Source organism: Blautia glucerasea (assembly GCF_013304385.1).
GTDB classification, from domain to species: domain Bacteria; phylum Bacillota; class Clostridia; order Lachnospirales; family Lachnospiraceae; genus Blautia_A; species Blautia_A ammoniilytica.
Map to the genome: position 1 here is coordinate 114,112 of NZ_JAAITU010000005.1, position 21,747 is coordinate 135,858.

Sequence of the window (21,747 nt, forward strand, 5' to 3'; positions counted from 1 at the left end):
TTTATAACTATTGACATGACACAAATTCGCAATGTACCAATAATGCATAATACATATTCATCAATAAAAAAGGATCTTCCCGTAAGATTAGTATTGCATCTTGCCAGATGAAAACTAACCAACCAAAAGAAGATCCTCTGTCATGAATTGTATGTGAAACAAACCTGTAGGTAAATAGTATTTACACAATCCACTTATTCTTTAAAGATTCTTTTCTAGAGCGAACAAGTTTATTATATTTATAAATACAAGAACTCTTCAAGCTATTTCAATCATGCATGTTTTTATTATGTAACACTTCTTATATCGTAGGAAATTCTCTGTATACATATTCCAAGTGTTGCTCCAAAAGTGACAATGTCTGTTTGTCCGGATAATTTCCCGGTTGCCGACATACAGCATTTTTCATAATTCCTCTCCGCTTTAAAATGATTTTTTCAAGAGCAACAAAGGATTCTATATCTCTTTGCATAAAGTGAATGTGGGGCAAATATTTATTAAAAAGCTCAAAAGCTTTTTCTTTCTCTCCATTTTCAAATGCATCATAAATCATACGATATGGGCGAATTAATGCCGCTCCCGGCATTACAGCACAGGCGCCACGAAGTAGTGCTTCATACATGCATTCACCTCCATTACCTACTATGATATCATATTTGTTATTCGTTGCTGTTCTTAGTGCTGTAATCGCTGGTCCTGTAGGAGATGCTTCCAGCTTAATATACAACTCTCCAGAATGATGTTCACTGATTTCCTCAAATGTCTGAAGCGAAATCGCCATTCCATTTAAAGCAGGTGCATACTGAATAATAATTGGAATTTTTACATTTTCTGATATTTCTCTTAAATGGTTTACTAACATTCCCGATGTTGGTGATGCATAACTAGGTGGCATAATATTCAATGCTGCCGCTCCCTTTTTCTCATAGTAAGTAGCTTCTCTTATTGCTAAAACAGTAGCATGACTACTTACAGTTGCAATAATCGGAACCCTTCCTCTATTTGCCTGAATGGCTCTCTGGAACAGTTCTTTTCTTTCATCCATTGTTAGCTTATAAAATTCTGCACCAGCAGCAAATAGACAAATTGCATGCGCTCCATCCCTTATTGCTATGTCTACTATATCTTCAAAATTGCCATAATCTACATATTTACCATCATCAGTAAAAGGAGTTGGTATGACCGGAATAACACCTTTTAGTTTTCCCATTAAACTACCTCCTGTCAAAAATTTTAAAATCATGAGAAGGATATATCATCACAGGCTTCCATGCCCTGATTTTTTCAAATACAGTTTCACATTCTTTACCGTTTATGCATAAACCCACCGGAATTTCCTCCTGTAAGTTCTTTTCTGTCATTACTACATCACCAGTAATAACGCCATATCCTTCTTCCGTATTAACAATCACCATCTGAGAGCCATATGTATGCCCACCTACATATTGTATATAGATTCCCGGGATTATTTCTTGTGCACTTTCCCCTCGAATTAAGCGCACTCTGTCTCTGTTTCTTCTCAGCCAGGAAAACCACTCCTCCGGATATTCCTCAGGATGATTTTCCGCTCGATTCCATTCCTTTTCATGACAATAGTATTGGGCATTTGTAAAACACTCAGCATTTCCAACATGATCCCAATGAAGATGCGTAAAAATAACTGCCTCTACTTCTTTCGGTTTCACATATGCTTCCTTAAAAATATCTTCCAAGGATTGACTACGTTTTACACTTAACTGAAGTTTTTCAGCACATACCGGTGGTTCTCCAAAGCCTGTATCTACTACCACCATATGTCCACAAGTTTCTAAAAGAAACATTACAGAGGGCACAAACCCCTGGTTTTCTGGTTTTCCATTTCTATACTTAATATCATCTCTGACCATTCCAAAACTTCCAGTCAAAACAGGAGTTATTTTCCAAATCTGCTTTTCCTTTTCCACAGTTCTCTCCTTACTTAATACAATGGAACAAATTCTCCTTTATTCACCGCATCAATATCATTGTATGCATATTTCTTTATTGTTTCTTCTTTCAGTTCTACTCCCAGTCCAGGTAAATCCTGTATTAGCTCCACATACCCATTCTTATATAAAATAGGCTTTATCAGAAGTTCCTCTCTAAGAGGATTTAAAGTCTGATCATGTTCCATGATAAAGGCTTCTGGTTCAGATGCCATAAAATGCATGTTCGCCATAAATCCTACCCCGCTTCCAAAAATATGCGGTGCCATTCTCATATGATGTGCTGATGCGATTGCAGCAATTCTCTTACACTCAGATATTCCTCCTGAACGCGTCACATCTGGCTGTATCATATCCACAGCATGTCCTGTGATCAAAGGTTCAAAACCATACCTTGTAAATTCATTTTCACCTGCAACAATAGGAATGCTTGTATTCGCAGTTAGACGTTTAAATCCTTCTACATCATCGGGGTGAAGTGGCTCTTCCAGCCAAAAAAGGTCACAGTTTTCTAGCTTTTTACATACACGATATGCTGTATCATAAGTCCAAGGAAAATTCGTATAGCATTGACCTGCATCTACAAGAAGAGCTGGTTTAGGTCCTACTCTTTTTCTCAATTCCTGAATTAATTCAATATCTTCCTCTGGATCTTCATTTCCAATTCTAACCTTAAATCCAAAATATCCTTTTGAAATATATCCAAGAGCTTCTTCAGCCAGAGAATCAACAGATTTTGCCATTCCCCCACTAGCATATGCCTTGAATTTTGTTCTATATTTTCCACCAATCAAATCATAAACAGGTCTTTGAAGTATTTTTCCTATAACATCATATAAAGCAATATCAATGCCGCTAATGATTGTTGCAATTACTCCTCGCCTTCCATAATGTGCAGACTGAATATAGAGTTTTCTCCATATTTTTTCAATATTAAATGGATCTTCTCCTAGAATCATCTTTTTAAAGCGTGTATTTATCATCGTTTCTATTGCTCTCGGAAGATACGCTGACTCACCAATTTCTCCAAGGCCAGTATATTTATCATCCACGGTAATACGTACTAACACACAATTTCTTTGGAGTGTAGCACCCCCTGACCACTTCCACTTTTCATCCTGTTCATATCTATAGCATAATAAAATTGTTTCCACATCCGTTATCTTCATTACAGTCCCTCCACAACTACTTTTTCGTTAATTGCTTTTACAATTGCTTTATGAAGTAAGCAAACCTTTTTCGCATCCTCCATTGTGGAAATCGGTTGTTTTCCCTCTAGAATACATTTCTCAACAAACCATTTCATCTCTTCATTAAACATTTCCTGGTACAAACTTTGTTCATATTCAACATCCGTCTTTTCCATAAAATCTCTTCTGGAAAAACTCATGCATCCTTTATTTCCTATAATTTTGATTTTAAATGTCCACGGTTCTGATGAACAATCCTCGGCCGCCCATGTTACAAAAATTTGTACAATCGTACCCTGAGCATACTCCAGCATTACCGAAACCTGAGCACCATCTGTCTCATTTTCCTTTCCCTCTATGCATGTACGAAATGCTGTTGTCCGCATTGGCATACCTAAAAATGCCAAACAGAGATACAATTGATGACAAAGAACATCCGTTTCTGGTCCTGTATACTTTACCGCCAATTCTTTCGGCATATAATACATCTCTGATAAATAAACGTATGCAGGAACGCCCAGTCTTTTTCCTTCAAGAGCACGTTTCATCCGTATTAGTTCTGGCAAATAAATATAACTATGTCCAGGCATACAAACCACTTTATTTTTCTTGGCTGCTATGGACATCTCTTCTATTTCTCTATCAGAAAAACTCACAGGTTTTTCTACCAAAACATGTTTTCCCGCTTCAATACCTTTCATCGCATATATATAATGAAACTCCGGAGGTGTAAGAATGCACAAAGCATCTACAAGAGAAGATTCACAGATTTCATCTCCTGACAAAACAGGAACTCCTATTCTTTCTCCAAGTTCTTGAGCATGTCTTCCTCCTGAAACTGCTGCAATTTCTGCCCATTCGCACTCTTTAATCGCCAAAATATGATTTTCCGCTACTCTTCCGCACCCTATCAGACCTATTTTAATTTTATTCTTCATTTTCACTCCTTAACTGCCCCCATAGTAAATCCCTGCACCAGATATTTTTCTAGATATGTAAATAACAATAATCCTGGTAAACATGCCAGTACTGATCCGGCCATTATCTGTCCCCAATTCACACTGCCATGTTGTCCTTGCATAAGAGCTATTCCTACGGTAATTGTTCTCATACCTTCAGTTCTGGCAAACGTAAGCGCATACATATATTCCTGCCATGAAAGAATAAATGCAAACATAGCAACTGTCACTATTCCCGGAGCAGCCAAAGGCACAATAATCCCAAACAGTATTCTCAAACGACTACACCCGTCAATTCTCGCTGCTTCTTCAAGCGATACTGGAATCGTATCAAAATATCCCTTTATCATCCATGCACAAAACGGCATTGCAAAAGTTGTATATGCTATAATCATAGACAAATGCGTATTTAAGAGTCCCAATTTGCTCATGATCATATACATTGGAATTAAAAGAAGCATAGAAGGAAACATCTGCACTACAATCAACAATGCAGAAAAAAAGAATCTGCCGTGGAAACGAAAACGGGATATCCCATATCCTGCGAACATGGCAACTACAAGCGATACCCCCATAGTTGCAAAAGAAACTATGAGTGAGTTTACAAAATATGTTTTAAAATATCCCCTATTCCATATTTCTCCGTAATTTTTGAAACTAAATTCTGATGGCAACCACTTTGGTATCTCCTGAAAAATTTCATCTGCTTCTTTAAAAGAAGTAGAAACCATCCATAAAAATGGCAAAATCAAAACAACTGTTAAAATCAAAATCACAAAAGTATATCCTATTTTACTATATTGTCTCTTTTGTGCCCGTGTCATTTACTCACTCCTTCAATAATTTCTTCACATACACAATACATGGAACAATCAGCACAAGCATCATGATAACGGCTGCTGCCGAAGCATAGCTTGTTTGGAATGTTTGCATAAACAAACGGTATATATATACAGGTAGAGATAACGTAGCTTCTCCTGGTCCTCCCTTTGTTACAACTTGTATAATTTCCAACTGATTAAAATTCCATATGGATGTAAGAATTGATGTAATCAACATGATGCTTTTTAACATAGGAATCGTAACAAAACGAAAACACTGACTTCCTCTTGCGCCGTCTACTTTTGCCGCTTCATACAAATCACCAGGTATTGCCTGAATACCAGCAAGTAATGTAATCGCAACAAAAGGAATGCTCTTCCATATAATGACCATAACAACTGATACAGCAGCCAGTTTTTCATCAGATAGCCACGAAAGATTATGTGAAATAATCCCTATACTTTTCAAAATATAATTCATCATTCCAAAAGATTCATTCAAAAACCATTTCCATATAATACCTGCTATGGCATTTGGAATAATCCACGGAATCAAAACCAAACATCGAAATAATTTCTTACAATAAATATCTTTGTTTAAGAGTACCGCAAACAAAAGACCAAAAAACAATTCAAATACAAGAATAACAAGTGTCCATAAAACAGAACGTCTTAATGCATCCAAGAACATAGAATCCGTTAATAATGATTTATAATTATCCAGTCCTACAAATTCTGGTTGTACAGGACGAATCAGACTTTCATTATAAAAGCTGTTAATAATTCCTGACAAAACAGGATAAATTAAAATAACCAAAATTAATGCAGCACATGGAAAAAGAAATAAATAAGGTGTTGCTGTTGTCTTAATTTTTGTTTTTATTCTTTTTTTCATCCAATGTCTCCCTCGCAAATTGAATCCGAGAGTGCTTTTTCAGCACTCCCGTTTCAATTATGACCATCACTCTCCGTGAAATTCTTTTAACTTTTCATCAAGCATATGAATACCCTCGTCAACTGAAACACTTCCCATCAGCATCTGCTGCACTGTAGAATTGCCATACATACTGGTAAGGGATTGCCATGAAGGATCAAGCGGTGGTATCATACAGTAATCTACTTCATCTAAGAACGGCTGAAGTTTTTCATCATAGTTTTCCTTTGCATACTGTATAAAGTCTTCAGAATACAACATACCTCCTGCAGCATTGCAAAAAGCTCCAGCTATAGTTAATCCCTCTATATCACTTGGTGTGTTATAAAAATAATCTAAAAACTTCCATGTTTCTTCTTTATGCTCTGAAGCTTCCAAAATATTGAATGTATTAGGATAACCTCTGTATACAGTATTATCCGGACCATCAAACATAACGGCGGTTCCCCATTTACCATCCAAATCTGGTCCCTTTTCTGCAACAGATCCCGTCACCCATGCTCCGTTCTGCATCATTGCAACTTCTCCTGATACAAAAGCATTTGTTACTGCCTCCCAGTCATAGTCAACAACGCTATCAGGAGTTACTTTATGTGTCTGTACAAGATCAACCATCAATTGAGTTCCTTTTATCGCTGTTTCATCAGAAAGCCTTGATTCCCATTTTCCCTCGTCATATGTTGAGATATCTGCTCCGCACATTTGCATAAACTGTACCCAATAATCGGAAGCATTCTCTGCCTGTACCGGCCAAGCATATCCATACTGGTCTATTACCCCATCTCCATCTGTATCTTTTGTCAAAGCTTTTGCATATTCCAGAAATTCATCATATGTTTTTGGAGGCTTATTTGGATCAAGTCCTGCTTCTTCAAAAAGATCTTTTCTATAGAACAATGCCCAGTTACATCCTTCTTGCGGCAGTCCATCAATTTTTCCATCTTCCGTTGTGATCATTGCTTTTGCACTCGGAAGAAAGCTATTTATAAGTTCTTCCGGTACCAATGTACTTAAATCTGCTATCGCTCCAATTCCTCTGTATTCTGCAAGCATGGATGTATTGCACATAATCAAATCTGGTGCAGTTCCACTTACAATAGAAGTCATAATCTGAGATGGCGCATCTGTCCAGCTACTCCGTGTTTCTATAATTTTAATACCCGGATTTTTTTCTTCAAAATCTGCAATTGCACGTTCCAAAATTTCAAGCTGTGCAGGAACCCATGCTGTATGCAGAAACTGAATTTCTACCGTTTCCTCTGCTTTAGCTTCATAACTCATGGCACCAAACATTCCTATAGATAGTGCTGCACAGAGAAACATACTTACAAACCTTTTTTTCATTACCAAACCCTCCTGTTCTATTATACTTTTCTTTAGCTCATCCTCAACTTCTGCACCAAAATTGTCGTCTGCTCAATCCACGGATAACAAAATACATCGTTTAAATTATAAAAATGACGCTGTATTTCACCTGAATCCACGCCTATAACCTTTGATAAAATACGATAGTTTTCCGGAAACGAAATCCCATCCAAATGCCTTACAAGTTGTATAATGTTCATTTGAATCTCTGATGCTCTTTCCAAATTTCTTTGATGGTATGATTCCAGAATCTCATTTTCTTCTTTATCAAACATCCAACTCAGTGCCGATATACATCCCGATACTCCAAGAGTAAGCGCCGGCAAAAAACAAGCATCTTGTCCTGTAAAGACATGAAAATCTGGTCTTTTGTCTTTGACCACCCCCATCACCTTCGATAAATACAAAATATTACCACTACTATCTTTCAACCCAATAATATTTGGAATAGCAAGAAGTTCTTCCATATATTGCAATGGAATTTCAGGTGCACAAAACGGAATATTATACATAAGAATTCTTATTCTTGGCGGAGCTTTTTTAGATATGGTTCTATAAAAATCCAATACATTTTCCGGCGTCTGAGGAAAATAATACGGAGGACATATAAGTGCATATTGATATCCAATTTTATCCATGTACTTCAAAAGATTCAGCACACTTTCTTCCGTAGGTGCACTTGCTCCCCCAATTAAAATCTTATTTTTTCCAGCCACCTCCATACCTGCTGCAAGAACTTGCTTCTGTTGCTCAGCGTTCATATAAACAAATTCTCCCGTTGAGCCACACATAAGAAGACCTTTCACACTCGTATCTCTGCAATAAATAAGTTCCTGATATAGTGCTTCCATATTTAACTGCCCATTACTGTCAAAAGTAGTCAGTGTAACTCCATATATTCCCCGTTCCATTTAACCTCCTAGCTGTTCTTATATATGAACGTTATTTACATATCCGGATTATGTTTATATAAATATTAGCATAATAAGGTTAAGCTGTCAATATTCTTATTTTTACCATTTTTTTCACATTAATTTTGTCTATATTTCACATATATTCAAGTTTACTATTATTTACAAAAATCACTACATGTTATATATATGAACAGTTATTCCACACCTCACATTTCACATTCCAAATATTGTTTCAGTTCATCACCCAACCCCCATTTTTCTTATATTCTCACATATAATGCTGATGATGGGGCGCAAAGAATTAACCTGGTATTCCCATAAAAATTAAATCACCCACTTGAATTTCTCCCCAGTTTTATATATTATTGTATATATGAACAGTTTTCATTTATACTATTCTAAGTAATTATAGGGAGGTTTTTCAGTATGGAGCAAAAAAATCATCGACTTTTACAATGTGCTTTAGAGATCATGAAATATATATCAAAACAACCAAAGGGTGTATCATTTAAAGAAATCTGTACCATTACTGATTTACCCAAAAGTTCTGTCCATAACCTGGTACAGACCATGTGTAACATGAATTTTTTGCAAAAAAAAGAAAACTATAATGAATATCGAATTGGTTTACAGTGTTTCGAAGTCGGCAATGCCTATCTTTCTACAAATCCTTTTTATTCTGTAGCTAAAGATATTGTCGAAAATGTATCTATACGTTGTAATCAAACAACACATTTTGGAATTCTGAACGATCATGATACCATTTACCTTTATAAATTCGACAGTAATCAGCCACTTCGCATTGTATCACATACAGGTAAACGCATTCCCGCTCATGCTACAGCTATCGGAAAAGCCCTTTTATCAGGACTTTCTAAAGCAGAATTAGATGAATTATATAAAAATTATAAATTAGAAGCTATAACCGAACACACTATTACTTCTTTAGATGAATTGGAGAAACAAATAGAAGAAGTACGCAAAACACACATAGCCTATGAGGCGGAGGAATCTTCACCATATGTACGCTGCATTGCCGTTCCTATCTGCAATCGTATTGGAAATGTAATCGCTGCCCTTTCTGTATCTTTTCCCATTTACCAAAATACCGTAAACGCAGATACATTTAAGCAGATTCTCTTTGATGCCAAAAGGCAATTAGAAGCAGCCTTACTGACATTAGACATGTAAAAAACCCAATAATAGCCTTCGATAATTTTCGTATTTTCACTTGATGATTGCGAACAGAAATGTATCCAGGCATTCCAATAAAAAAGAAATAGAATAAAAAAAGAGCACGGAGAAACTTATCAGAATCTCTCCATGCTCTTTTTACAATCATTCATTAATCATCTTTAAATAAAAAAAGCGATAGACGGGGCTCGAACCCGCGGTCTCGACCTTGGCAAGGTCGCGCGTTACCAACTACGCCACTATCGCATAAGCGGGTGATGGGAATCGAACCCACGTATCCAGCTTGGAAGGCTGGTGTTCTACCATTGAACTACACCCGCACACTTTGTTATGTGCTTTTGTTTACCGCTGCAACGATGATTAGTATATCCGATAATCATTCATTTGTCAACACTATTTTTGAATTTTTTTATTTTTTTATACAAGTCAAAAAATTCACCTTAACCAGACGTAAACGCAGAACAGAAGGAACAGGGCTGCAGCACCTATAAACACACCGCCTATTACAAGTCCGGCCTTTAGTGACAGCCAGATCACAGCCTTTGTTTCTGCTTTTGTCAAAGGCTCTTTTTCCTCTGTATCTAATTCCTGATCCTGTACAGAAAACTTCTTCCTGCCTGTATTCCAGGGCATCCCATCCACATCCATGTTAGCTACTGTATAATCCGGCAACTCGTCTTTTTGTCTTTTTCCCATCTTCTGCCTCCTGATCCCATATGCATAACATAAGTATACGCCATGGCCATGAAGCCAGCTGCATGCCAGAATCTTCTCTGACACACAGCATAGATCCATTGCCGGTATCTTTAATCGTAAAGATGACAGCGAACCATATGTCCATTCCCCATATCCTTTGCTTCTGGTATCTTAGTCTTACAGATCTCCATACATTTCCTGCATCTGGTATGGAATTTACATCCTGACGGTGGATTAGCCGGTGAAGGGATATTTCCTTCAAGAATGATCCGATTTCTTTGCAGATCCGGATCCGGCATTGGGATTGCGGAAAACAGTGCTTCAGTATAAGGATGAAGCGGCTTTGCAAAAATATCCTCTGTACTTCCGGTTTCCACCAGTCCTCCCAGATACATAACGCCAATGGTATCTGAAATATGCTCAACCACAGACAGATCGTGTGAAATGAACAAATACGTAAGGTTTCTTTTTTCCTGAAGTTCTTTTAACAGATTGATGATCTGGGCCTGAACAGACACGTCCAGAGCCGATACAGGCTCATCACATACAACAAATTCAGGATTCAGAGCCAGTGCTCTTGCTATACAGATACGCTGTCTCTGCCCACCGGAAAATTCATGGGGATATCTGTCCTTGTGGTATGTCTGTAACCCACAATCATCCATGATTTTATTTAAATATTCATCATATTCTTCCTTTGGAACCAGCTTATGCTCCCTGACTGCCTCTCCAATGATCTCTCCTACCGGAAGTCTGGGAGACAATGATGAGTAGGGATCCTGGAAAATGATCTGCATTTTTGTACGAAGATCCCGCAGTTCCTTATGATCCATGCTGTATATATCTTTTCCATTGAAAAGTACGGTTCCATCTGTTTTGGGGATAAGCCGGAGCAGAGTCCTTCCTGTGGTGGATTTTCCACAGCCGGATTCTCCTACCAATCCCATGGTGGTTCCTCTTTTTATGTTGAAGGAAACATCATCTACTGCTTTTACAGCACCTATCTGCTTTCCAAACATCCCGCCTTTGATAGGGAAATATTTCTTCAAATGGGATACCTGCAGAATATAATCCTGTTTTTCTGTTTTCTCACTCATTGATCTTTCCCTCCTCTCCAGGATGTTCTTTTACCAGCCAGCCTTCCTCCGGGCGGTCCTGGTAGCGATAGCAGCTTACTTCATGAGTAGGACTGAGGCGGATCACTCCCGGATAAGAGCCCTGGCATTTTTCACACCGCAGCTCACATCTGTCGCGGAAATAACAGTAATCCGGCATGTTGATCGGATTAGGCACCTTGCCAGGGATACTGTACAGCTTATCCACTTTCTTACCTACCACAGGCTTGGAACGCATAAGGCCAATGGTATAAGGATGAGAAGGTGTATTGAAGATCTCCCTTGCAGTTCCTTTTTCCACTACTCTTCCGGCGTACATGATCACCACGTAATCTGCCATTTCAGCGATCACGCCCAGATCATGTGTGATCAGCATAATTGATGAATTGATCTTGTCCTTTAGGTTTCTCATAAGGTCAAGGATCTGCGCCTGTATAGTCACATCCAGGGCTGTGGTGGGCTCATCCGCAATGATCAGTCTTGGATTACATGCAAGCCCTATAGCAATGCACACACGCTGGCGCATACCACCTGAAAGTTCATGTGGGTACATTTTATAGACGCCCTCACAGTTTGCGATCCCAACCAATTTCAGCATTTCCAGTGTTCTTTCTTTTACCTGGGCTTTTGGCATTTCCGGATTGTGAAGCATAGTGATCTCGTCCACCTGCTCTCCAATACGAAAAACAGGATTCAGTGCAGTCATAGGCTCCTGAAAGATCATTGCCATCTCATTGCCTCTCAGCTTCTGCATCACGCTGGTAGGTGTGTTCACAATATTGTAAACCTTATCCCCTGTATTAAACCTGATCTCACCTTGCACGGTCTGGCCCTGAGGACGCTGTACCAGCTGCATCAGGGAAAGGCTGGTAACAGACTTTCCACAGCCGGACTCACCTACGATCCCCACCGTCTTTCCCTGCGGTACATCAAAGCTGACTCCGTCTACAGCCTTCACAGTCCCTATATCTGTAAAGAAATAGGTGTGCACATCATCAAATTCTACTACATTCTCCGGGTTCTTCATCTGGGACAGATATTCTGACTCTGGAATATTCTTCCGATTCCGTTTCTTTTCCATCTCATCTGTGATCTTCCGATTTTCCCTGGAAATCCTTTTTGTTTCTTTAGCTGAGATATAATTTGCGTTTTTCTTTTTAAATAATGCCATACTCTCTCACCTACCGTTTCATCTTGGGGTCAAATGCATCCCGAAGTCCATCGCCTACAAAGTTAAATCCAAGAACTGTAAGCAAGATCAGACATCCGGCAGGAATCCACACAAACGGGAAGTTTGTAAGTACATAAACGTCATTGACCGCATTTACAATATTTCCCCAGGATGCGTAGGGGAATTTAACACCAATTCCAAGGAAGCTTAAGGTAGCCTCCATAAGGATAACATCTCCAAGCCCCATGGTTGCAAATACGATAAGCTGTGGGATAACATTGGGGATCAGATGTCTGAAAATACGTCTGGAAATCCGAATACCTGTAGCCTCTGTTGCAACCATAAATTCCTGCTCACGAAGAGACAGGATCTGACCACGGACGATTCTCGCAATAGATGGCCATCCGATCACACCCAGTATTGCACAAAGTGCATAAATACGGATACGCGGATCAATCTTGTAATAATCCATTACAGATCCAATGATAATATATAACGGCATTGCTGGAATACAAATTACTACATCTACCAAACGCATCAGTATGGTATCCACCCAGCCTCCGAAATAGCCTGAAATACCACCAATGATCACACCCAACACTACTTCAATAATGACTACCACAAACCCGATCAGGAGTGAAATACGTCCTCCATACATCAGCCTTGTAAGCATGTCCATACCGTTTCCGTCTGTACCGGCCCAGTGTTTACTGTCCGGGGAGTGGAATGTATCATTAACTGTAGTCTTTTTCTGGCTGCGAACCACATACTGTGTATTCTTTCTCTGAAGCTGATATTTCTCTTCCTCTCCCTTTTCATTTATTGCTGTAAAGGTATCGGCTTTCTCAAGGATAGCCTCTTCAACTGCTTCTTTAAAAGGAAGTGAAAGGAAGCTGCCGGCTGTCTGAGGGGAAACAAGAAGGGAAGATATGGTTGCATATACCTGTCCTTCCTTCAGGATCTCCACTGCCTGTCCTTTCAGAGACTGCATTTCATACTTTGTATCCTCATATTCAAAAGAAGACTTATCCTCTGCAATTGCACCAAGTGCTGCCTCCTGAAAACCAAATCCTGGTGCATCCTCCTGAGATACAGCATTAAAAACCTTCTTTGTGGCTATGCCGATCACACCGGAAACAGAGATCATATCCTGACGTCCGGCTTTTGTAATGGAATAAGTCACTCCATCCACTTCAAAGCTATCTTCGCCAGCCTCCAAAGCCTCCGTATATCCTTCCTTGATCTCATCTGTAACAGGTGTGCTGCCAGCTTCTTTATAGGATGATTTTCCTTTTAGTGTCAGTACTGTAGCCACAGGCTCAGCAGATGTGATCTGGTAATAAACATCTCCTTTTTTCTCCAGTCCATACTCTGCATCATTTGTGGCAAAGGACTCCTGCTCCTGATTTACTGCAAGAATAAATTTCTGCTGGGCAGCAGCAGGAAAATTCATCCCTTCTTTTACAGTAAAGATATATGCGTCATTGTCTGTAGCGCCTGCATAATCCTTCCATACATATTCCGTCTTACGGAAAACCTGACTTTCTCCATATGGACTGACCACGCCACCTACAAACGAAAACAAAAACATGGCGATCAGGATCACAAGTCCTGCCATAGCCAGCTTATTACGGAAAAATCGTTTCATTACCAGCATTCCCGGTGAAAGAACTTTCACACGCTGTTCATCATCCAACGCCTGGGAGGTACTGACATGCTGATCAATCTTTTTTTCAGAATCTTTGCTCATGTTTTTCCTCCTAATTTATTCTTACTCTTGGATCCGCCACTGCATAGAGAATATCTGCGATCAGATTTCCTGTCAGTGTCAGGAATGCCAGAAATACCATATAAAACATAGTAAACGGAATATCTCCCTGGGTCAGTGCCTGATAAGAAGTATATCCGATCCCCGGGATCTGGAATAGTGTTTCTGTGATCATAGCACCTGCGAACAGGCTTGGAAGTGTACTTCCCAAAATTGTAATAATCGGGATCAGAGTATTACGGAATGCATGATGATAGATTACCTTTTTCTCCGGAACACCTTTTGCCCTTGCTGTACGGATGTAATCCGCGTTCAGTACTTCCAGCATATTGGTTCTTGTATAACGCATCAAAGATCCTACGCTTACAATGGTCAGTGTAACCACAGGAAGAATCATATGCTTTGCCATATCCAGAATTTTCCCAACAGATCCGTAGGATTCATGCATACGGCTTACAATTCCGTACAGGTCTACCCATTTAAGATTAATGGAAAAGATATATTTCAGGATGGTAGCAAAAAAGAATGAAGGTAACGAAATACCGATCAGGGCAAAAACGGTCACTGCATAGTCCACCCTGCTGTACTGTTTGGTAGCTGACAATATTCCCAATGGGATGGCGATAAGAATCTCCAATAGAAATGCTGCCAGTCCCAGGGCAAAGGAATACCAGATTACCTTGGAAAATTTCTGTGTTACCGGCTGATGGAAGATCCAGGATTCTCCAAATTCCCCTTTTACAGCCTTTGAAAGCCAGCTGAAATATCCTTCTATCACAGGCTTGTCCAAACCGTAAGAAGCATTTAATTCTGCCACAAGCTCATCATAAGGCTTTGCCCCCTGTTTCATGGACATATCTCTGGCACGGCCTTCTACATAGGAAGTAGGAAGGCTTCTCTCTATAGAATAAATGATAAGGGAAACGAAGAACAGGATCAGCGCTCCAAGAAGTACACGCCGTACTACAAATTTCTTCATTAAAACTGTCCTTTCTGATTGTCATTAAAGCATGTCTGCAAAGAAAGGGGGGCATCTGCGCCCCCTTCCCAAATGCTGCAAAACCTTAATTCATTTCCATTGTCTCAATATCTTTATACCAGTAATAGAATGTACTTACATCCTTTGTAAAGGTATCTGCATTAAGACGCTCAGGGCTGTAGATAATGCAGTTTTGTCTCTGATAAATCGGAACCTCTACTGCCCAGTCAAGGATAATATCCAGACACTGTTTGTAGACAGACTTTCTGTATTCCTGATCAGCAGAAGAACGGGCATCAATAATATCCTGATCCAGGGTAGCATCGTTAATGTGATAATAGTTACTCTTTACACTGTCACTATGATAGATCTGATACATATCCGGATCAACGGTTGCCTGCCATGCAGCTGCCCACATTTCAGCAGTACCTGCATTTAATTTATCCCACATAATATTTGCATCTGTTACGTCATTGATCTCAAGAGTAAATCCAATCTTCTCAAGAGCCTGTTTTGCATCTGTAAGGATTGCAAAGCTTGGGTGATCACCGGAGCCGGATGCACCAATAGTCATCTCATAAGTAAGCTTTGCTCCTTCCGGAGCTGCTGTCAGCTTGCCATCTTCTACTGTGTAACCTGCTGCCTCAAAGTATCCAAGGGATGCCTGAAGTGCAGCGTCAAATTTCTCATCATCTGTCATCTCATCTGTGTAGATCGGATTGCCTTCAACATCCACAGAATATGCCACCTGATAATCTGCATCGGACTTCTGAGGTGCTGCCCAGGAAGTATTGGAGATCGGATAATTGATCACAGATGCAGCATCTCCGTAGTAGGAATCAATGGATACGTCTCGATATACGGAAAGAATGGTTGTGATTGCTTTTCTAAGGTTCTTAGAAGCATCAGAACCAGGCTCATTTCCTACGTTAATGGTAGCAGCATTAAGACCGATGTATCCATATCCCAGATTGTCTGTAGTATTGGTCATGATCTTGTCACCATTCAGACTGCCATTACCATTAATGCTCTCGATCTGTTCAAAAGCTGACTTGCTTCCTGAAGGATCAGAAAGGTCGATGGTACCCTGCTGAACACCTGCGATCTTGTCTGCCTCTGATGTTTCACGCCACTGAAGATTCTTGATCTTAGGAGCGCCTTTGTAATAGCTTTCATTTGCCTCAAGATAAACTGTCTTATTCTCGTATTTCACAAACTTGTACGGACCTGCGCCAAGAGGAGTATTTCCTTTCTCGCGGATGGAAGAAAGATCTCCCTTTGTGAAACCAAACTTGTTATTGTCATAATCATAAAGAGAAGTATCTCCATAGTAATGCAGCGGCTCTACAATCACACCCAGGTTGTACAGGGTTGTTGCAGAAAATCCGTCTGTTGTTACCTCAACTTCATAATCATTGATCTTCTTGATACCTTCGATATTAGTAACTTCTTCGCCTTCTCCTGCAGCAGTCTTCTGCTCTACCAGATATTCTGTAGCAAGATTGGTAATATCCTCATCAAAGTATGCTTCATCTCCATATGCAGCAGCAAGTGCCTTGTAATCTGTGCCGTACTGATCTGCAATATCGTTAAGGATGGTATCTCGGTCCTTATCATCTGCGGAGTAATCCTGGTCCTTTGCGTAAAGCATTACAAAGAACTCAGCTGCACTGTTCACCTGATAATCCTCTTTATAAGACTCCCAGTCACTTTCAGCCCAGTCGTATTCAGAGGAAAGCAGAGGCATGATCAGGTCTGATTTCACCTTCTCAGCCAGCTCATCCGGCATATCGTTTAATACATTCTCTACATCCTCATCCGTAATGGAATCTGCTACTGTAGAGTTCAGACGGTAATTCTTCAGTCCTTTAATATTGGTAGAATAAAGGGTAGCACCACCATCATAATCAGTATCTGCAAATACATACAGAGTAAAGATCAGGTCATCCGCTGTAAGTGGCTCACCATCTGAAAAGGTAACATCATCTCTCAGTTTAAAATTATAAACAGTAGTATCCTCATTCTGTGTAACAGTAACATCGGACAGGCCTGTATAGGTGTAGTCTGTACCATTGTATTCATGGGTCTCACCCTCAATACCATTGTAGATCACTGCACCGCTTCTGTCTGTATCAAACAGATATGCACCAACAATATCTGCAATCTGCTGATCCGGCACTGCCTCACAGAAAAATCCGCTGAACTTCTCAGAGAAATTCGTCTGTCCAACAACGAGAGGTGTGTCAGAACCTGTGTCCTTTCCTTCTGTAGCTGTTTCTGTGTCAGCTTCTTCTGCAAATACAGGAACACTGAACATTGTTGCTGCCATAACTCCTGATAGCAACAGAGCCATTAACCTTTTTTTCCTCATCCTTAATCCTCCTTTTGTTATTTGTAACTATTTGCCAATACCAAACATGTACACTGGTATTTTTTGTTACGTTTTGAAGTAAATCCATTGTAACATGTTTTTCTTGATTAGCAAATAGCAACTTTTCTGTTTTTATCCATCAATTATTACCATGATTACCTGATTCTGGATTCTTAGGAAAGCTTTTCAAAACTGCCTTTTATTTTCCTGTTATTGACAGTGAGAATGATCCCAAACAGAATAAGTACAAAGGAATCTGCTGCAAATAAATATTCAGCAGATACTGCACGCTGCTTCGGATCCAGGAAAATGAAGATCAGGTCAGACACAAAGCTTCCACAGCCAAGGATCAGGATTCCCAGACTGCACCGCCAGGGTCTTTTTACCTGTTTTTCATAATCTGCCCTGCTTAGATCCTTTTTATGTGCCTGCGGGATCTCTACCAATGCAGAAGTATTCTCTCCATTTTGGCGGATCCGCAGATATAAAGCACCGCTGCCGGCAATTACATAAGCAACTGGTAAAAGCTGGAATACAAACGGCAGAAGAACCCAGGCAACCCGGCTGCCGTCATTATTCAGGCACATACCGCCAATATAAAAGCCCAGCGCCAGGATGCCCAGGATCATAGAAGACAAAACTGTTTTTCTCAGTTCCTGTTCTGAAAGCCTGGTTCTGTACCACTGTCCGGTATACTCATAACGGTTTCCTTTTTTCCGGTAATCATTTCTATATTTCTTCATGAATGTATTTCTGTCTCCTTTATCACAGGTCAAGCTTTTTCCGGATCTCATCTACGATCTTTGAAATACATCCCTGTTCAAAAGGTACGTTAAGCCCGGATTCTTTCAGCAGTTCCGGATAGAAACGGCTTGCAGACAATTTGCAAAGCTTCATGTAATCTGCCCATGCAGCTCCATGATCCTTGTCCATTTTGATCTTAAACTGGAAAGCACAAAGCTGTGCCAGAACATAATCAATATAATAAAAGGGCAGTTCAAAAATATGATGCTGCCTCTGCCAGTATGCACCTTTTTCCATAAAACCGCAGCCTGTAATGTCAAGGTGTGGCCAGTATTCTTTCTCCAACTGCTTCCACGCATCCCGGCGTTCTTTTGGAGTCATATCCGGATTGCCATAAACAATATGCTGGAATTCATCTACCATGGTTCCGTATGGTACAAAGGCAATGGCATCCTCCAGGTGCATCTGTCTGTAATCATTTCCTTTTTCGCCAAAGAACAGTTCGATCCATGGTTCAGCAAAAAATTCCATGGACATGGAATGGATCTCTGCTGTTTCCATGGTCAGATACCGGTTGTGCTCCGGGATAGGATCTTTTGCTGATACATAATACTGAAATGCATGTCCGCATTCGTGAGTGATCACATCCACATCTCCGCTTGTGCCGTTAAAATTAGCAAAAATGAACGGTACTCCGTAATCGGAAATCTCTGTCATATATCCACCGGTAGCCTTATTCTTCCGTCCAAATACGTCAAACAGCTCCCAGTCCATCATCATATTGAAAAAGTCTCTGGTCTCCTCTGACATCTCAGAATACATTTTCCTGCCACTCTCCAGGATCTCCTGTGGTGTACCTGTTGGTGCCGGGTCTCCCTGCTTGAAATAAACACCTGCATCATAGTAAGTCAGGCTGTCCACTCCAAGGCGTTCCCTGCGCCTTTCATGCATTTGGGATGCAAAAGGTACAAAAGTCTTCTTGATCTGCTCACGCAGACTGGCAATATCCTCTTTCGTATAAGAATTGCGGTTCATCCTGCAATATCCCATATCAATATAATTCTCAAAGCCAAGAAGCTTTGCCTGTGCAGTGCGATTTTTCACCATAAGGTCATAGATCTCATCGATCTCATCCTGTTTTCCTTCAAAAAATGCAGAGAATTTATCCCAGGCCTTCTTTCTGGTATCCCTGTCGCTGGCTTTCATATATTTCTGGAGCAGGGAAAGATTCAGTTCTTCTCCTTCCCAGTCCACAGATGCAGAAGCGATCAGTTTACTGTACCTGGTCGCCAGAACATTTTCCTCCTGCATTAACGGGATCAGTTTCTCATCAAAAGATTTCATCTCAAGCTCCATAGAGCGAAATGCTACTGCTCCCAGTTTTTCTTCCATATAGGATCTGAAAGGAGTTTTGAAAAGCACCTTATTATACTCATCCGTCAGTGCCTCGACCTCTGGCATTTTCTGGTCATAATACTCTTTTTCTCCTTCGTAAAATGCGTTTGTTACATCCCCGTCTCTTCGTATCTGGGCAATCGTGTACATAGTCATTACATGGTACAGCTTTTTCCATATTTCCTGGTGAATGGCAAACTGTTCTTCCCCACTGGCTGCATGGGCAGCCTTCTCGATCAGCTTCCTACCTTCTTCTACCACAGCCGGAATGTCCGGTCTTTCATAAGGAATCTCAGAAAATCTCATATTTCACATCTCCTTTGTCTTTTCAGCCCATGGGCATAGGATTCTTTTTATAATACCATAATGCCATCTGGATTTATAGTTATTATTTCCCTTTTTGTAGTTAATAATCTACACTGAAGGCGCAAAAAAAGGAGCCGATACTACAACAGGCTCCTAATCTTAAGATCATCATAAACAACGCCATCAGTTCTCCCAGTCCCATACATTGGTGGCCGCCATCTGACTTCTGGGCTTCTTGATCACAAGCTCAGGACTCTTAGCACTTACCTTAGTATTGGCAGGAATAGACTCCGTAATAAATGTATTTCCTCCAATGATGGTATTCTCACCGATCACAGTCTCACCACCCAATACGGTGGAATTGGAGTATATGGTCACATTGTCCCCAATAGTAGGATGTCTCTTAACATTTGCAAGCTGCTGCCCCATTCTGGTAGATAAGGCACCCAGAGTTACACCTTGATATAGTTTTACATTATTGCCGATAGTAGTGGTCTCTCCGATTACCACACCTGTTCCATGGTCAATAAAGAAGTATTCTCCTATAGTCGCACCTGGATTGATATCAATCCCAGTGCTGCTATGGGCATACTCTGTCATAATCCTGGGAATAAAGGGTACTTCACTTGTATAAAGGATGTGTGCCAGCCGATACACATAGATGGCCAGAAAACCGGGATAAGAGAAAATAATCTCCTCTCTGCTCTTGGCTGCAGGATCCCCGTCAAATCCAGCCTGAACATCCTTCAAGAGCATCTTCTGAACATGCGGAAGCTCCATGAAAAAGCTGCCGGTCACTTCTGCTGCTCTCTCATCTGCCTGCTCTTCGCCCATATATAAATAAGCGATCTTGATCTGTCTTTCCAGACGATCGTACAGATCATTCATCACGTGCCCAAGATAATGTTCCGGAAACATAGCTGCTGCCGAATCATTCCCGAAATATCCTGGAAAGATCACAGTTTTTAATTCTCTCACTATATCAACTACTGCAGATCTGTCAGGAAGCTCTTTTTTGCTTCTTGGCAAAAACAGCTCTTCATCATGGTAATTCTTGGTAAGATGTTCTACCGCACTTAGAATGGATGTCTTTTTGTCGTTCATTTCAGCCTCCTCAAGGGATGTTTCTAAATAAGTTATTCTTTATCATATTACAATACACCCCTTTTCGTCAATCCCCAGTCGCCCATATAAACCCTACCAAAAATAAAAAATATAGTAAAAACCCATAAACACATCATTCATGAAAAAGGAATTGACCTTTTTCCTGAATACGGATATAATAAAGAACGGTCACAGCAAAAGCAGCGTTGATCCATGATTCTGATGTAATCTTCAAAAATGCAGAGAAGTCTTTAGGGATGTGTGTTGTTATATGTTATCCTTTCAGATTGTATGCTGTTTTCATTGTTTGCTGTTTTCATATGGAGAGTTAGCGAAGTGGTCGTAACGCGCCGCACTCGAAATGCGGTTGTCCGCAAGGGCACGTGGGTTCGAATCCCACACTCTCCGTTACTATTACATTTGTCTGCTTGTACTGGTTTTATAATGCAATTTTATAATGAAGTTTGTTCTATCCTGTAATTACAGTTATTGCTATCTTGGTATTGCTTGACAATCTCAGGTTTTGCATGTATAATCCCAACATAAGCAATAATTACAACAATATAGGGGATTGGTCAAATGGTATGATAGGGGTCTCCAAAACCTTTGGTGGGAGTTCGATTCTCTCATCCCCTGTTTCCTTAGGAGCCTGAATGCCTTCAAGTCAAGGCGTTCAGGATTTTTTTGTGTCACAGTAAAAACGAGTGTGTGAAACTTTTTCTGTAAATAGCTAATAACAGCAAGGTCTTCTATGGTA

At 40.1% G+C, this 21,747-nt stretch carries 18 protein-coding genes and 4 tRNA genes; 3 read left to right on the forward strand and 19 right to left on the reverse strand.

The window, feature by feature from the left end; all coding sequences use genetic code 11:
• Positions 1–301: 301 nt before the first annotated feature.
• From G5B11_RS03715 to G5B11_RS03750, 8 genes are all read right to left on the reverse strand, one after another.
• The gene (locus G5B11_RS03715) at positions 302–1,210 is read right to left on the reverse strand and encodes a dihydrodipicolinate synthase family protein (protein WP_173726930.1); all 909 of its coding nucleotides are present in this window, start codon (positions 1,208–1,210) and stop codon (positions 302–304) included.
• A gap of 4 nt (positions 1,211–1,214) precedes the next feature.
• Entirely contained in the window at positions 1,215–1,943 is a 729-nt protein-coding gene (locus tag G5B11_RS03720; RefSeq protein WP_173726931.1) for an N-acyl homoserine lactonase family protein, read from the reverse strand.
• Positions 1,944–1,957: 14 nt separating this feature from the next.
• Positions 1,958–3,133: a mandelate racemase/muconate lactonizing enzyme family protein gene (locus G5B11_RS03725; RefSeq protein ID WP_173726932.1), complete on the reverse strand. Its 1,176-nt coding sequence runs from the start codon at positions 3,131–3,133 to the stop codon at positions 1,958–1,960.
• A complete protein-coding gene (locus tag G5B11_RS03730; protein ID WP_158421291.1) occupies positions 3,133–4,092 on the reverse strand; it encodes a Gfo/Idh/MocA family protein in 960 nt (319 codons plus the stop codon). Before G5B11_RS03730 ends, G5B11_RS03725 begins: the two co-directional genes overlap by 1 nt.
• A 2-nt stretch (positions 4,093–4,094) precedes the next feature.
• On the reverse strand, positions 4,095–4,937 hold the full coding sequence (locus G5B11_RS03735; protein ID WP_173726933.1) for a carbohydrate ABC transporter permease: 843 nt from the start codon (positions 4,935–4,937) through the stop codon (positions 4,095–4,097).
• A 4-nt stretch (positions 4,938–4,941) separates the two neighbouring features.
• Positions 4,942–5,829, reverse strand: a complete 888-nt coding sequence (locus G5B11_RS03740; RefSeq protein ID WP_173726934.1) for a carbohydrate ABC transporter permease — start codon at positions 5,827–5,829, stop codon at positions 4,942–4,944.
• A gap of 66 nt (positions 5,830–5,895) precedes the next feature.
• A complete protein-coding gene (locus tag G5B11_RS03745) occupies positions 5,896–7,212 on the reverse strand; it encodes an ABC transporter substrate-binding protein (RefSeq protein ID WP_173726935.1) in 1,317 nt (438 codons plus the stop codon).
• A 32-nt stretch (positions 7,213–7,244) separates the two neighbouring features.
• Positions 7,245–8,144 carry a dihydrodipicolinate synthase family protein gene (locus tag G5B11_RS03750; protein ID WP_173726936.1) on the reverse strand — a complete coding sequence of 300 codons (900 nt, stop codon included), beginning with the start codon at positions 8,142–8,144 and terminating at the stop codon, positions 7,245–7,247.
• Positions 8,145–8,573: 429 nt separating this feature from the next.
• On the opposite strand from G5B11_RS03750, the gene G5B11_RS03755 reads away from it, so the two are divergent.
• Positions 8,574–9,338 carry an IclR family transcriptional regulator gene (locus G5B11_RS03755; RefSeq protein WP_173726937.1) on the forward strand — a complete coding sequence of 255 codons (765 nt, stop codon included), beginning with the start codon at positions 8,574–8,576 and terminating at the stop codon, positions 9,336–9,338.
• Positions 9,339–9,514: 176 nt separating this feature from the next.
• On the opposite strand, the gene G5B11_RS03760 is transcribed toward G5B11_RS03755, so the two are convergent.
• The 11 genes from G5B11_RS03760 to epsC all read right to left on the reverse strand — a co-directional run bounded on the left by G5B11_RS03760 (position 9,515) and on the right by epsC (position 20,990).
• Positions 9,515–9,587: transfer RNA gene (locus G5B11_RS03760), tRNA-Gly, on the reverse strand.
• 3 nt (positions 9,588–9,590) lie between these two features.
• Positions 9,591–9,661 (reverse strand) — tRNA-Gly (locus tag G5B11_RS03765).
• 115 nt (positions 9,662–9,776) lie between these two features.
• The gene (locus tag G5B11_RS03770) at positions 9,777–10,037 is read right to left on the reverse strand and encodes a hypothetical protein (protein ID WP_158422665.1); all 261 of its coding nucleotides are present in this window, start codon (positions 10,035–10,037) and stop codon (positions 9,777–9,779) included.
• A gap of 110 nt (positions 10,038–10,147) precedes the next feature.
• Positions 10,148–11,134 carry an ABC transporter ATP-binding protein gene (locus tag G5B11_RS03775; protein WP_158422664.1) on the reverse strand — a complete coding sequence of 329 codons (987 nt, stop codon included), beginning with the start codon at positions 11,132–11,134 and terminating at the stop codon, positions 10,148–10,150.
• Entirely contained in the window at positions 11,127–12,323 is a 1,197-nt protein-coding gene (locus tag G5B11_RS03780) for an ABC transporter ATP-binding protein (protein ID WP_173726938.1), read from the reverse strand. The genes G5B11_RS03775 and G5B11_RS03780 overlap by 8 nt, the downstream gene beginning before the upstream one ends.
• Positions 12,324–12,333: 10 nt before the next feature.
• Positions 12,334–14,073 (reverse strand): ABC transporter permease, encoded by a 1,740-nt coding sequence (locus tag G5B11_RS03785; protein ID WP_244092903.1) that lies wholly within the window; start codon positions 14,071–14,073, stop codon positions 12,334–12,336.
• Positions 14,074–14,083: 10 nt separating this feature from the next.
• Positions 14,084–15,070, reverse strand: a complete 987-nt coding sequence (locus G5B11_RS03795) for an ABC transporter permease (RefSeq protein ID WP_173726939.1) — start codon at positions 15,068–15,070, stop codon at positions 14,084–14,086.
• 85 nt (positions 15,071–15,155) lie between these two features.
• Positions 15,156–17,441: an ABC transporter substrate-binding protein gene (locus G5B11_RS03800; RefSeq protein WP_173726940.1), complete on the reverse strand. Its 2,286-nt coding sequence runs from the start codon at positions 17,439–17,441 to the stop codon at positions 15,156–15,158.
• Between the two features lie 173 nt (positions 17,442–17,614).
• Positions 17,615–18,184: a hypothetical protein gene (locus G5B11_RS03805; protein WP_173726941.1), complete on the reverse strand. Its 570-nt coding sequence runs from the start codon at positions 18,182–18,184 to the stop codon at positions 17,615–17,617.
• A 22-nt stretch (positions 18,185–18,206) separates the two neighbouring features.
• The gene (locus G5B11_RS03810) at positions 18,207–19,886 is read right to left on the reverse strand and encodes a M3 family oligoendopeptidase (RefSeq protein ID WP_173726942.1); all 1,680 of its coding nucleotides are present in this window, start codon (positions 19,884–19,886) and stop codon (positions 18,207–18,209) included.
• Between the two features lie 183 nt (positions 19,887–20,069).
• Positions 20,070–20,990 carry a serine O-acetyltransferase EpsC gene (epsC, locus tag G5B11_RS03815; protein WP_173726943.1) on the reverse strand — a complete coding sequence of 307 codons (921 nt, stop codon included), beginning with the start codon at positions 20,988–20,990 and terminating at the stop codon, positions 20,070–20,072.
• Positions 20,991–21,312: 322 nt separating this feature from the next.
• On the opposite strand from epsC, the gene G5B11_RS03820 reads away from it, so the two are divergent.
• Positions 21,313–21,398 (forward strand) — tRNA-Ser (locus G5B11_RS03820).
• A gap of 157 nt (positions 21,399–21,555) precedes the next feature.
• Positions 21,556–21,626, forward strand: a tRNA-Trp gene (locus G5B11_RS03825).
• Positions 21,627–21,747 lie beyond the last annotated feature (121 nt).

Coding starts and splice junctions, on each gene's coding strand:
- G5B11_RS03715 (WP_173726930.1), bottom strand. CDS start 1,210: ATGGGAAAACTAAAAGGTGTTATTCCGGTCATACCAACTCCTTTTACT.
- G5B11_RS03725 (WP_173726932.1), bottom strand. CDS start 3,133: ATGAAGATAACGGATGTGGAAACAATTTTATTATGCTATAGATATGAA.
- G5B11_RS03730 (WP_158421291.1), bottom strand. CDS start 4,092: ATGAAGAATAAAATTAAAATAGGTCTGATAGGGTGCGGAAGAGTAGCG.
- G5B11_RS03735 (WP_173726933.1), bottom strand. CDS start 4,937: ATGACACGGGCACAAAAGAGACAATATAGTAAAATAGGATATACTTTT.
- G5B11_RS03740 (WP_173726934.1), bottom strand. CDS start 5,829: ATGAAAAAAAGAATAAAAACAAAAATTAAGACAACAGCAACACCTTAT.
- G5B11_RS03745 (WP_173726935.1), bottom strand. CDS start 7,212: ATGAAAAAAAGGTTTGTAAGTATGTTTCTCTGTGCAGCACTATCTATA.
- G5B11_RS03750 (WP_173726936.1), bottom strand. CDS start 8,144: ATGGAACGGGGAATATATGGAGTTACACTGACTACTTTTGACAGTAAT.
- G5B11_RS03755 (WP_173726937.1), top strand. CDS start 8,574: ATGGAGCAAAAAAATCATCGACTTTTACAATGTGCTTTAGAGATCATG.
- G5B11_RS03770 (WP_158422665.1), bottom strand. CDS start 10,037: ATGGGAAAAAGACAAAAAGACGAGTTGCCGGATTATACAGTAGCTAAC.
- G5B11_RS03775 (WP_158422664.1), bottom strand. CDS start 11,134: ATGAGTGAGAAAACAGAAAAACAGGATTATATTCTGCAGGTATCCCAT.
- G5B11_RS03780 (WP_173726938.1), bottom strand. CDS start 12,323: ATGGCATTATTTAAAAAGAAAAACGCAAATTATATCTCAGCTAAAGAA.
- G5B11_RS03785 (WP_244092903.1), bottom strand. CDS start 14,073: ATGAGCAAAGATTCTGAAAAAAAGATTGATCAGCATGTCAGTACCTCC.
- G5B11_RS03795 (WP_173726939.1), bottom strand. CDS start 15,070: ATGAAGAAATTTGTAGTACGGCGTGTACTTCTTGGAGCGCTGATCCTG.
- G5B11_RS03800 (WP_173726940.1), bottom strand. CDS start 17,441: ATGAGGAAAAAAAGGTTAATGGCTCTGTTGCTATCAGGAGTTATGGCA.
- G5B11_RS03805 (WP_173726941.1), bottom strand. CDS start 18,184: ATGAAGAAATATAGAAATGATTACCGGAAAAAAGGAAACCGTTATGAG.
- G5B11_RS03810 (WP_173726942.1), bottom strand. CDS start 19,886: ATGAGATTTTCTGAGATTCCTTATGAAAGACCGGACATTCCGGCTGTG.
- epsC (WP_173726943.1), bottom strand. CDS start 20,990: ATGAACGACAAAAAGACATCCATTCTAAGTGCGGTAGAACATCTTACC.